Consider the following 13084-nt stretch of genomic DNA (forward strand, 5'->3'; position numbering starts at 1 on the left):
CGTACCTACCAACAGGAGGAAACCATCATGAAGGTTCTAGGCATTGGCGATAATGTGGTAGATAAATATGTTCATCTGCGCCTGATGTACCCTGGTGGCAATGCACTTAATTTCAGTGTGTTTGCCAAAAAAGCGGGAGTGGATGCAGCCTTTATAGGTGTGTTCGGGGACGATCACGAAGCGCGGCATGTAGAACACACCCTGCGTGAGCTCGACATCGACATTTCACGGTGCAGATATCACAGCGGTGAGAACGGCTGCGCACGTGTAACCCTGGAAGACGGAGACAGAGTATTTCTGGGCAGTAATGAGGGGGGAGTGACACGTCTCTTTCCATTGGAACTGAGCGAAGATGACAGGAACTATCTTGGCGGGTTCGACCTGATTCATACTGGCTTGTACAGTCATACAGGCCACTTGCTGCCTGAATTAGAGACGCTAGGAATCCCTATTTCTTTTGATTTTTCAGATGATTTTACAGATACACAGGTAGAACAAAATATTATGTATGCCGATTTTGCATTTTTCTCTTGCAGCCATATGACGGATGAGGAGACACAGAATTATATCCGCTCCAATCGAAAAAAAGAGGGACAAATTCTGGTCGCCACACGTGGCGGTGACCGATCCATCGCCTATGATGGTACGAAGTTCTATTTTCAAATGCCTGATTCCGTTGACGCTGTGGATACCATGGGGGCAGGCGACTCTTATATAACTGCTTTTTTACTGAACTTTTTGGAAAAAGGCAACATTCAAGCTGCTATGGCAGAAGGCTCAAGGCTTGCCGCCCAGAGCTGCCTGGTAGAAGGTTCCTTCGGATACGGCGTTCATTATTGACGATCCTTTTCGAATATCTCCACTTGTAAGAATATGTAACCTTTGATACTCTAAGTGAGAGTGATATAACGTTATATGACAAGTGAGGGTACATGATGTTAAATTCAGACCAAGCGGAGCCATTATATATTCAATTACAAAAAGCGGTCAAAACCGCTATTCATAATGGAACATTTACGCAGGGAAGCCGTATACCGACCGAAACAGAGTTAAGCGATATGTATAATGTAAGTCGTATTACCGTAAGAAAAGCAATCGCCGAATTAGTTCATGAAGGATATTTGACCAAACGTCAGGGAAAGGGCACCTTTGTTAATATCCCCAAAATTGGACGGAAGATTGAACATGTCATCAGCTTTACGGCTGCTTGCAAGTCCAATGGTCTTTCTTCACATAGTGTGGTCACAAAACGTGAAATCGTAGAAGCAGATGAGGAAATTGCACATCAGTTGCAGCTATCGCCAGGAGAAAAGGTGCTATTTATCCAGCGTAAAAGATATGCGAATGATCGCCCCCTGATGCTAGAAAACAATTTTTATCCTTATGACCGTTTTGCATTTCTAATGAACGAGCAGTTGGAAGGGTCTGTATACGAGCTGCTGCGGCAAAAATACAGCATCGATCCTAATCAGCCGGGAGAGACGATATTACAAATTGCTTTGGCGGATGAAAATCAGGCCAAGCTGCTGGAAACGGCGATCGGGCAGGCATTGTTTTACATGCATACAATGATCTATGACCAGCACGGAAGCCCGGTTCATGTAGGAAAGCAGTACATCATCGGAGACCGTTATCAATTCTCCATATAATCCGTTGCCTGTTATGCAAGGTAGTTGGTACGTGTGGCTTCTGCTTCCATCCGAGATGAGGAGAAGCAGAAGCTCCAACATAACGTTATATTACGTCATGTTGTTAGATGAATCAATCGTGAGGTGGTGAAACTGTGCAAGGGAAGAACGATATATTAGCAGACAAAGTTTTACTCTCCAATGCTATTTTTAATGGATTGGAAAATGAAGCTTCGCCCGGGTTTGTTGCAGTGCGAGGAGAACGTATTGCAGCAGTGGGGTGCCTCGAAGAGGCACACGTCTGGATAGGAGTGGAAACGGTTGTCTATGATCTGGGCGATGCCTTTATCATGCCAGGAATTCATGACAACCATGTATTTTTCACCGGATATATGTCAATGCATCGAGGCGTAGATCTGACGCATACATCCTCAAGTGAAGAAGCAGTACAACTGCTGCTGCAAGAGGCAAACAACCTTCCGCTAGGAAATGATGTAACCGCTTACGGTTGGAACGAGGAAAGATGGGGTAAGCTCCCAGAGCCAAGCTTATTGGATGGATTGTTTCCCGATCGGGCGGTCATCGCCATCAACCAAAATAAAAGCTACTGCTGGATGAACCGATTGGCTGAGGAGAGATATCAGTTTTCGCCGGACCAATGCAGTGCCGAAGCACGAGCTTTACTGCTCCAAGCTATGATGCAGGACCGCAGCCTTGTCCAACAAGAGTTTATGGAATTTTGCCGCCTGCTGGCTGCACGAGGAGTTACTTCTATAAAAGATATTGGCTTTGACCGGCATAGCGAGCTGCTTCCGATTGTAGAAAAATTGAAAGAAACAGGTGAATTGCCACTCCGATTTCATTTCTCGCTGGAACCGGTTGTTGAACCGTTTGATATAAGCATTGGTACCAAGTATAAAGCACTTTATAATGGAGACTTTATTCGTTTCCAAGGCTACAAGCTGATGCTTGACGGCGTTGTGGCAGATCATACCGGGGACATGTTAGAGCCTTACGCAGATATGCCTGGGGTCACGAATTTGAGGACAGTTGATTATGAGAAGATTGAAGCCTCTGTTCTGGAAGCGGATAGCCAGGGGATCAAATGCTGCATAACTGCAGAAGGCGATGCAGCAATTCGCCAAGCAGTATCCATGATTGAAAAATGCCGTTTGCAGCAGGGCAATCACCTTATCAGACATTCGATCAGTGATCTGGAGTATCCTCATCCAGATGATCTGACCAGAATGGGAGAGAACGAAATTTTTGCCGAGGTCTATGCCCAGATTCTGCTGCTCAATCCCTCTTATGAAGAGGCTTATATGTCTACTGTGGCAGGCAAAGAGAATGAAAACCGCTTTTATAATTATAAGTCCATGCTGGAAGCTAACGTGCCAATCACCATAGGTACTGATTTGCCTTTATTTATCACCAGTGTCCCCGATTCGCTGTATGCAGCCTCTCACCGATTATTCCCGGACGGCTCGCCTGCTGGAGGCTGGTATCCTGACCAAGGAATGCCGCCATCCGAAGTTTTAAAGGCATGGACGATTAATGGAGCCAAACATTGTTATATGGAAGAGGTGACAGGTACGCTGGAGGCTGGAAAATATGCTGACATCGCCGTTTTTGACCGCGACCTCCTTAATGCATCCGCTGATGACATCAGGGATGCCCAAGTGATATTGACCATTATGGGAGGGAAGGTTACGTATAACCATTCTTGGAATGAGGGATAAACATGAACATCACGAATAAGAAATGGAAATTATCCTTGCCCCATAGCTATACCTTAATATTTTTGATTATTATTACAGTCGCCGCGTTGACATGGATTGTACCCAGCGGTCAATTTGAGCGTCATGAAGTGACAGTGAACGGTGTGACCAAAACTGCAATCGTTTCAGGAACCTATCACTCTGTACCCAAAATGGGGGAGAACGGCGATTTGAGACAGGGCATCCCTCAGATCCTTAGCGCTCCGATTGAGGGGATTATCAATGCCGCCGATGTCGTCTCTTTTGTTCTTATCGTAGGTGGCTCCTTCGGTATTATTCTGCAGACAGGGGCCATTGATCGTGCACTGACAGCTCTTGCCAGGCGGTTAAAGAATAAGGGGATTTTGCTTATTCCCATTGCTATGGTTATCTTCAGTCTTGGAGGCTCTACCTTTGGGATGAGTGAAGAAATTATTCCCCTTTATGCGATTTTCATTCCATTGATGTTTGCCTTGGGTTTTGACTCTATGACAGCGATTCTTATTTTATTTCTGGGAACGCAAATTGGCTATGTTGGTTCGACGGTCAATCCATTTTCGGTGTTGATTGCCCAGGGAATCGCAGGAGTGGAGGGGAATCCTCAGCTCTGGCTGAGATTTATCGAATGGCTTGTATTTACGGCGATTTCTATTGCTTTTACGATGTGGTATGCGCACCGGGTTAAGCGAAATCCGGAGAAATCCATCGTGTTTCAGAGTGATATTATAAACCGCGAGCAATTTATAAAGGAAAGCACAGATGAGGACGTCGTCTTCACATTTCGCGACAAATTAATTATAGGTGGATTTATTGTAACGCTTGGAGCGATTGTCTGGGGAATTTTGGTCAAAGGATGGTATATGACGGAGATCGGCGCCCTTTTCTTTGCCCTTGGTATTTTTGTTGGGGTTGTCACCAAAATGAGTCAGAAGGAGATAGCAGAAAATTTTGTAAAAGGATGCGGTGAATTTATCTACGCCGCGGTGATCATAGGCCTCGCCCGCGGAATTCTGATTATCGCAGAACAGGGGATGATTATAGATACCGTATTGAATGCACTTGCAAGCGTCCTGGAGGGATTGCCAAGTTATTTATTCACGACTATTATGTTGCTTGCTCATAATATCATTACTTTCCTCGTTCCCTCTTCTTCGGGGGAAGCTGCACTAACCATGCCTGTACTTGCACCGCTTGGCGATCTTGTAGGCATCAATCGTGAAGCCGTAGTTACAGCGTACCAATTTGGTAACGGGTTAACCAATCTCATTTCACCAACAGGCGGAGTGCTGCTGGCAGGATTGGCTATTGCCCGAATCAGCTTTGGACAGTGGCTGAAGGTGATCTTCAAACTATTCCCGATCCTATGGCTGATTGCTGCTATATTTGCTGCGATATCGGCTGCGGTGGGTATCTAATCAATCAAGTGAGGGCCCCTGTCTGTTAGAGACAAGGGTTTCTTTTTGTATTTATGCAACAAGTCCTCTTATGTAGGGAGGCTACTTATTTCTTTCACAATAGGGTGCATAAGTTTACGTGGAAAATAAATAATATGGATAGCATTTTCCTAAGGAGGAAATAAACTTGATGCTTGCTGATAATAGATTACTCATTGCTGCTCTAGGCGGTGTTAATGAGATTGGGAAAAATATGTATTTCATTCAATACGATCAGGATATTGTCGTCATTGATTGTGGCTCCAAGTTTCCTAATGAAAATTTGCCTGGTATTGACCTCATTGTACCGGATGTCACCTATCTGCTGGAAAATCAGGATAAAGTCAGAGCGCTCATTGTAACTCATGGCCATGAGGATCACATCGGGGGCATTCCTTATTTGCTGAAGCAGATCAACATTCCCGTATTTGGGACAAAGCTCACTATCGAATTGATTAAGATAAAGCTAAAGGAACATAACCTTTTACGTGATGCCGAGCTTCATCTTATAGATGCGGATTCAACCATTCAGGCGGGTTCGATTCAGGCATCCTTTTTCACTACGGTACACAGCATCCCTGATTGCTTGGGCGTCTTTTTCAAGACACCGGAAGGAAATGTAGTTCATACTGGAGATTTTAAATTTGACATGTCTCCTGTCAGCGGACCTTTCCCTGACCTTCATCGCATGGCTGAAATTGGAAAACAAGGGGTTAAAGTGCTTCTTTCCGAAAGTACAAATGCCGAAAGACCAGGTTTTACCCCTTCAGAACGTTTGGTTGGCGGGCATATTTTGGACGCTTTCGCCAGAGCCAAACAGCAAGTTTTCATTTCTACGTTTGCTTCCAATGTTAACCGTGTCCAACAGGTCATTGACGCGGCTGTGGAGACAGGCAGAAAACTTGTTTTACTGGGACGCAGTATGATCAATGTGGTGTCCGTGGCTAAGGAGCTGGGATTCTTGCATATGCCGGAGGACTTGTTGATTGAGGCTGGAGAAACGGAGCGCTATCCTGCAGAAAAAATTGCAGTTTTATGTACAGGAAGTCAGGGTGAACCGATGGCTGCACTGTCTCGACTAGCCAATTCTTTGCATCCCAAAATCGAAATTTTGCCTGGTGATACTGTAATCATCGCTGCAGGAGCTATACCCGGGAATGAACGGAATCTTTCCCAAGTCATTGATAACTTGTACGTACTGGGCGCCAACGTTATTTATGGATCAGGCAGCGCCACGGGGATGCACGTATCCGGTCATGGCAGCCAAGAAGAGTTAAAATTAATGATGACCCTGATGAAGCCCCAGTATTTGATTCCTATACATGGTGAATTCAGAATGCTGCACCAGCATCGTCAGCTAGCAGAGTCAGTAGGGATTCCGATGGAGAATGTATTTATTGTCCAAAACGGTGAGACGATTCAAATAGCAGAGGGAAGGGCATCCCTGGGTCCCAAAGTACCATCCGGCAATAGCCTTGTAGACGGGCTGGTAACTGGTGATGTAGGTAATATTGTATTGCGGGACCGTAAAAAACTTTCTTCAGACGGAATGCTGATTATTGTGATGACTCTGAGCAAAAACGAGAAGCAAATGCTCGCTGCGCCAGAGGTTATATCCAGAGGTTTTGTATATGTTAAGGATTCCGAAGAGTTGATGAATCAGATTCGCGACACGATTATGACCACAGTGAACGAGTTAACAGAAATCGAAATGAGTCAATGGGGCCTGATTAAGCAGATGCTAAAAGATAATGTGGGTCAGTTTATTTACAGCCAGACCAAAAGAAGACCTATGATTTTACCTATCATTATTGAGGTTTAGGAATAGCGGTAAACGTCAAAACAAGATAGAGCGTATTCTTTACGCGATTAATCAAAAAAAGACTTAAATCAGTGATACAACTGATTTAAGTCTTTTTAATTTCCTTTTCCTAAAAAATGCGGTTGTAATGGCGTAGTGCCTCCCACTCTTACAGCATCTCGTTTAAAGCCGCTTGCGTCCCTGCTGTATGCCCTGTCGTAAACGCCGCCGTAATATTATAGCCTCCAGTGTAGCCGTGAATATCCAGAATCTCACCGCAGAAAAACAATCCAGGCATCAGCTTGGATTCCATTGTTTTCGGATTAATTTCCTTCAAGTTCACACCGCCCCCGGTAACAAATGCTTCCTTCAGCGAGAGCGTACCATTCACACGAATGGGAAACGCCTTGATTCGATGGGCGAGTTCTTGCCATTGCTGCTTGGGAATATGATCATAGGTCAAATCTTCACGCAGTTCAGCTTGCTGAAGCAGTAACGGAATCATGCGTTCCGGTAAATAAGACTTAAGTACGTTTTTGATCGCCTTTTTTGCATCAACCGATGCCAGTTCCAGCGTCTCACGGTAGACTTCATCAGCATGTTTATGAGGCTGTAAATCGAGAGTTAATAACACCGTGTTTACCTTATCCTTTTTCATTCCCTTGACGACAAACTGACTGCAACGCAAAGCAGTTGGACCAGACAAACCAAAATGTGTGAAAATCATATCTCCTTCATGAACGACAACCTTCTTTTGTTTGGCATTCCACACGGTCAGGCTGATGTTTCGTAAGGAGAGCCCCTGAAGCTCTTTTGTCTGGATGAACGTCTCGCCTGACGTTAGCGGGACCTCTGTTGGGTATAGTTCCGTAATGGTATGCCCTGCTTGCTCTGCCCATGCATAGCCGTCGCCTTCCGAGCCTGTATGCGGAACGGACTTGCCACCGACAGCAACAATGACGTTACGGCTACGCAGCATTTCACCGGAACGCAACCGCACGCCAGCCGTATGACCTTCTTTGTAAATCACCTCTTGAACAGGACAGCTTGTCCGAATCTCGACTCCTTGAGAGCGTACCTTATTAATCAAAGCATCGACTACTGTTTTGGCTTTGTCCGTTACTGGAAACATACGCCCGTTGTCTTCTTCCTTTAAGGCTATACCTAGTTGTTCAAAGAAGGCGATGATATCCCGATTGCCGAAAGCAGCCAGGGCACTGTGCAGAAAACGGCCATTGCCGGGAATGTGGCGAATGAGTTCATCCAGCTCTTTTGCGTTCGTGACATTGCAGCGACCTCCGCCGGAGATCCCCAGCTTTCGTCCGAGTTTACTTCCCTTTTCCACTAAAAGCACCTTGGCGCCCTCGCCACTAGCAGCAGCCGCGGCCATTAAGCCGGCTGAGCCGCCTCCGATCACAATAACGTCGTAAGTCATAAACCTCTTCCTTTTCGTTAACAAATTTTCAAAAAATTCAGAATCACGTAACAAATTTTCCATCATATCGTAATCCCGTCTCTTTAGATAGACTCTGAGCACAGTAGCTGTGTATATCTTCTATTTTATAGGAGTAAGTAAAAAAACGTAAAAACGATCCTCTTATATATATCCGGTATTTAGCAGAATTTGTCGTTCTACACCGGGATTTTAACACATATATTGTAATATATTGTAGCCTGTGCTTTAATTCAACTAACGGCGTCAAGGAAAGATGATGAGGGGGAGAAGTCCTTGTTAATTGCGTTAAAGGAAAGTGTGCTCCAAGTTCTCCTTGCCGTTATATCGGCGGGTTTTTTCTCTATATTAACGGATTATGGAGACAAGAAAAAGGTTTGGGCAGGCCATCTGCTTCCCGGACCTCATCAAGGAATACTTTATTTGTGTTGCTTGCCAGCCATATTGCTATGTTCGCTCTTTCAATACCAGCCTCCATATGGCCTACCTTCCAATCTCGGTATTATTCCCCTTACTGTGGGCGTCATGTACGGTACACGTCGCACTTCCTTTGTACTCGCTGCTTCTGCATTGACGGGTGTCCTAATTATAGCGCAGTCGATAGAGATGTCCCCAATGTATGTGGGCACTGCTTTTATCCTTTTTCCTTTTATGCTACTGCATGTCAAGTTTTTTCAAAGAGGAACATTGTTGGACAAAAAGCTCGTAATTTTCACATATGTTGTGGCTGATATGCTGCTTAAGGCTTTATTACCGTTATTATGGGGCAAACAGAACATTTCAGTATACATTCCTGATCTGCTTACTACGTTTTGGAATATTGCTGTAGGTGTGTTGGCAAGTTTTGCGGTCGTAAGTCTAATGCATAATTCCTTTGAGAAACTGACGCTACGGCGAGATGTTACTGAGTTTACGAGCAAATATTTAATCGAAGTGGATAAGCTGCGTCAAGTCATGGATTTGATGCCGTTATCTCTGGTTACTTTGGACAGCGAAGAACGAGTTATACATATGAACAAAACGATGCTGGAACTCTACCGGGACTTCGATCCCCTTATTACGCTGCCTGAGGTCGTAGGCCGTCCCTTAAACTCGTTGTACGGTTTTAGCGCTTCGCCTGTAGTCAACGAACGAGTTGCAAAAGCATTGCAAGGCGAAGCAGGCGCTGATTTTATAAATGTACCCCCTAAAGTATTCTTTTCAAGTTTCCTCCCTTTTCGGGATAAACATATGAATCAAACCACTGGCGTCATTATCGCCTTGCAGGACATCACAGAGCTGGAGACGCTCCGCAGTGAGCTGGGCAATTTCGAGAGGCTCAGTCTGGTCGGACAGATGGCAGCGGGCATTACTCATGAAATACGTAATCCGATGGCGGTTGTGCGTGGTTTCTTACAGCTTATGCGCGAGAAAAGCCCTGATTCCCTAGGCCATTACTACCGCATCGTGATGGAGGAGCTGGATCGGGCGAATGGGATTATTAATGATTTTCTTTCCCTAGCCCAGAATCGGATTGTCGAGAAGGAGCAGTGTCATCTGCATGATATCATTCGTGAACTAACGCCTCTATTGTGGGCAGATGCGAACCTGAGGGGACAGACGATCGAGTTAAAGCTGGAGGATCATGTAACGATGCTGCATCTGAACCCTAAGGAGATCAAGCAATTGCTGCTTAATTTATCCCGTAATGCGATGGAAGCTATGGGGGAAAAGGGCGTGCTGACCATTTCTACTCATGAGGAAGGGGATTTTATCGAACTGGAAGTGAGGGATACAGGTCCGGGAATTCCGCCAAAACAGCTTGAAAAGCTGTTCCAGCCTTTTTACACAACCAAAACGAAAGGTACAGGTTTGGGTCTGGCCTTATGTCAAAGTATAGTGGAGCGTCATCACGGTACGATTGCCGTAGATTCGGTGGAGGGAATGGGCACACAGTTTAAAGTCCGTCTGCGCAGAACCATTCCGACTTATCGGGAGCATTCTGAGCCTCCTGTCATAAATTCGATACAGAAATAATTGTGCAAAGATGTAACCGGTTTTTTTGCAAATTACGTGAAAAAGATTGTATAATGGGCTTTAGATGTCCATGCCTTTACTACGGCACAGGATGAAATTAGAAACGTAGTATACATGATTTAGTGAAAAGGAGTGAAAGAATATGTCTATGTCTTTCGATCAATATATGAGAGATTCAGTTCAGCCTATGCGCGATGAACTGACGAATCTTGGGATTCAGGAACTGCGTACTTCTGAAGATGTGGAGGCCAAGCTGCCTGATGCTAAAGGTACAGTGCTGGTGGTTGTGAACTCGGTATGCGGTTGTGCCGCAGGCCAATGCCGCCCGGGTATAGCTGAAGCGCTGAAGCATGATATTACGCCGGATCATCTGTATACGGTTTTTGCGGGACAGGATAAGGAAGCAACGGCGAAGGCTCGCGAATTTTTCGCACCGTATCCGCCATCTTCCCCTTCGATCGCGCTGCTGAAAGACGGCGAACTGGTTCACTTTATCGAGCGTCATCAGATTGAAGATCGCTCGGCAGATCAGATTGCTGCTGATTTAACCAGTGCATTTGACCGTTTTTGCCGGTAAGACTGTTCAAGCTATGCCCCGCATTTTTCGCCTGCGAAACTTGCCGGGGCTTTTGCGTGTTGGCTTGTGAAGGAAATTCCTAAAAAAGAGGTGCTTATCTGATGAGTTTGCAGGAACAGATTATTGCTGAATTGGGAGTACAGCCTACGATCAACGTAGAGGCGGAGGTCCGCAAGCGTGTGGATTTCCTCAAGTCGTACGTAACAAAAACAGGAAGCAAAGGGCTGTTGATCGCCATCAGTGGCGGGATTGACAGTGCCGTAGCAGCCGCCTTGTGCAAGCAGGCTACAGATGAGTTGACGCAGGAGCAAGGACAAGAATACAAAACGCTGGGTGTTTTCCAGCCTTATGGTCAACAGGAAGATATCGAGCATAGCTACGCGGTGGCTAAAGCGTTCAACCTGAAATATGCCGGGGAAACGAACATTAAGGAAGCCGTGGACGAGGTTGCCGTGGAAGTGGAGCATGCATTAAAGGATATGGGGCTGGAACGTTCCATTACTCCGCAAGTGAGAGGAAATGTAAAGGCAAGAACACGTATGGTGGTTCAGTACGCACTTGCGAATGAACTGAACCTGCTCGTTGTGGGTACAGATCACGCTTCAGAAGCCATTACAGGCTTTTATACCAAATGGGGCGATGGTGCGGTCGATATTACGCCACTCAGCACGCTCAACAAACGTCAGGTACGTTTGCTAGCCAGCTATCTTGGAGTTCCACAGGCTATTTTGGACAAAGCGCCTACAGCAGGATTGTGGGAAGGCCAGACGGATGAAAAGGAACTGGGGATCTCCTATGAAGCAAACAGCGACTATCTGGAAGGCAAGGAAATTGACTCCGCAGCCCGCGAAAAGCTGGAAAGCTATTTTATACGTACAGCACATAAGCGGACAAGCATTCCAGGAGTGTAAGCATGAATCATTTTGGAATTGTAAAATGCTAAACTAAATAAATGCGGCGATCCGCCCGGCGGATCGCCGTTTGTATTGAAGGGGCTATTGTCTAATTGGTGATCCAGTCAATGAAGCGGCGGGTTTCGGTAATCGCCTGATCCAGTTGAAGACTGCCTCCCTGGAAGGGATGAACGGTGTTAAAGGTATGATTGCCACCTTGAATTTGTACCCACTCGATGTCGGGACGAACGGAGGTGAGCTGGGCAGAGCCTTCCCGTAGACGTTTGGAGTCTTCGGTTCCCTGGATAAGCACAGCTGGGAGCTGGCTATTGGCAAGCCTGTCTATAATGGCAAAACGCTGGCGGTTATGCTCCAGGTCGTCCAGAATGACAGCATCCAGCGGAAGCTGTTGTCCGGTTCTGGCGTTATGCACATAGCTGCGTCCCTTGGCACGCATTTCTTCTTTTTGCGGTAAAGTAAACAGATCAAGATCCGTTACGCCATTCCATGAAATGACGCCAGCAATCTCGCCGGGATGATCTAGAGCATATACAAAGCAGCTTCCCGCACCTCGGCTATGTCCTAACAGAAACAACGGCAATTCTCTGAATTCATGGCGTGCTCTCAGATTGGACAGCAATAGTTCCAAATCCTCTTGTTCGCGGCTATAGGTGTTGCGTGCGAACTTTTCCAGCTCGGTAAAATTCTCCAGATCCTCGCCTATGCCATTATGTGAAAAGTTGAAGGTTACTACATGGTTATCCATACTTAATGCTTCTGCTATAAAGGGGAACATCCCCCAATCCTTAAATCCTTTGTAGCCATGAGCGATGATGAGCAGGCTCTTGGCCGTATTTTTAGCGGGAAACCAGGAGGCACGGATCACCGCATCTGTTCCTGCATCGGTACCTGCTTCAACCACAATCGTTTCTGACATCCTATCCTTCCTTTCTAAGGGAGTTTTTTAAACCGGCATATCCGCGAATTTCAAGCATTCACTGATTGCTTCTCTCATTTTAACATATTTTGGTGACGCTTTTACGCCTTTGTGACTCGCCAGGGTGTGGACGCACTGTTACAATAGATCCAGTAAAGTAAAAAAAGGGCGGGGAATACCCAAATGATCTACGGAATTGGACATGATGTGCTGGAAATAAGCCGTATGGCTCATATTTTGGCAGGTAAGTATGCAGATGCATTTTTGAATCGGGTGTTAACCCCGGCAGAACGCGAGCTTGCAGTGGAACGCAAGGGGAGGCTAGCGGAGTTCGTAGCAGGGCGCTTTGCTGCCAAGGAAGCGATAACGAAAGCCTTCGGTTGTGGAATTGGACAAATCATTGGATTCAGCGATATGGATATTTTACCTGAACCTGGGGGGAAGCCCGTAGTTTATTTGTCTTCGTCTGCGTGGGATCGACTGAGGTTGCCGAATACGGGGGACTCGAATTACAGCATTCACTTGAGTATTACACATCAGCCTAACATTGCCTCTGCTTTTGTGATTGTCGAATATAAGGAGACGTGAT

General features: G+C 45.9%; 11 protein-coding genes. 9 read left to right on the plus strand and 2 right to left on the minus strand.

The genetic code is table 11. From position 1 onward, the window contains the following. The first annotated feature begins 27 nt into the window (after positions 1-27). From ACN6NF_RS03715 to ACN6NF_RS03735, 5 genes are all read left to right on the plus strand, one after another. Positions 28-840, plus strand: coding sequence for a fructoselysine 6-kinase (locus ACN6NF_RS03715; RefSeq protein ID WP_474315254.1), 813 nt, complete (start codon positions 28-30; stop codon positions 838-840). Positions 841-935: 95 nt separating this feature from the next. Further along, entirely contained in the window at positions 936-1649 is a 714-nt protein-coding gene (locus tag ACN6NF_RS03720; RefSeq protein WP_474315257.1) for a GntR family transcriptional regulator, read from the plus strand. 134 nt (positions 1650-1783) lie between these two features. After that, on the plus strand, positions 1784-3367 hold the full coding sequence (locus ACN6NF_RS03725) for an amidohydrolase (protein ID WP_474315259.1): 1584 nt from the start codon (positions 1784-1786) through the stop codon (positions 3365-3367). Between the two features lie 2 nt (positions 3368-3369). After that, positions 3370-4800, plus strand: coding sequence for a YfcC family protein (locus ACN6NF_RS03730; protein WP_474315260.1), 1431 nt, complete (start codon positions 3370-3372; stop codon positions 4798-4800). Positions 4801-4969: 169 nt separating this feature from the next. Further along, positions 4970-6640: a ribonuclease J gene (locus tag ACN6NF_RS03735; RefSeq protein ID WP_474315385.1), complete on the plus strand. Its 1671-nt coding sequence runs from the start codon at positions 4970-4972 to the stop codon at positions 6638-6640. Positions 6641-6788: 148 nt separating this feature from the next. Here ACN6NF_RS03735 and ACN6NF_RS03740 read toward each other — a convergent pair whose 3' ends face one another. Further along, a complete protein-coding gene (locus tag ACN6NF_RS03740) occupies positions 6789-8054 on the minus strand; it encodes a BaiN/RdsA family NAD(P)/FAD-dependent oxidoreductase (RefSeq protein ID WP_474315261.1) in 1266 nt (421 codons plus the stop codon). Positions 8055-8348: 294 nt separating this feature from the next. Here ACN6NF_RS03740 and ACN6NF_RS03745 point away from each other — a divergent pair, with 294 nt between their 5' ends. From ACN6NF_RS03745 to nadE, 3 genes are all read left to right on the plus strand, one after another. Next, complete coding sequence (locus tag ACN6NF_RS03745) at positions 8349-10088, plus strand: two-component system sensor histidine kinase NtrB (protein WP_474315262.1); 1740 nt, start codon at positions 8349-8351, stop codon at positions 10086-10088. 142 nt (positions 10089-10230) lie between these two features. Beyond that, a complete protein-coding gene (locus ACN6NF_RS03750) occupies positions 10231-10665 on the plus strand; it encodes a BrxA/BrxB family bacilliredoxin (protein WP_013369388.1) in 435 nt (144 codons plus the stop codon). A gap of 101 nt (positions 10666-10766) precedes the next feature. Further along, entirely contained in the window at positions 10767-11576 is an 810-nt protein-coding gene (gene nadE / locus ACN6NF_RS03755; protein ID WP_474315265.1) for an ammonia-dependent NAD(+) synthetase, read from the plus strand. Positions 11577-11667: 91 nt separating this feature from the next. Here the strand turns inward: nadE and ACN6NF_RS03760 are convergent, their stop codons facing one another. Further along, complete coding sequence (locus tag ACN6NF_RS03760; protein WP_474315267.1) at positions 11668-12495, minus strand: alpha/beta hydrolase family protein; 828 nt, start codon at positions 12493-12495, stop codon at positions 11668-11670. A 183-nt stretch (positions 12496-12678) separates the two neighbouring features. On the opposite strand from ACN6NF_RS03760, the gene acpS reads away from it, so the two are divergent. Continuing rightward, positions 12679-13083: a holo-ACP synthase gene (acpS, locus tag ACN6NF_RS03765; protein ID WP_045245121.1), complete on the plus strand. Its 405-nt coding sequence runs from the start codon at positions 12679-12681 to the stop codon at positions 13081-13083. The last annotated feature ends 1 nt before the right edge of the window (position 13084 follow it).

The sequence above is a fragment of the Paenibacillus sp. TSM33 genome, from assembly GCF_056099025.1.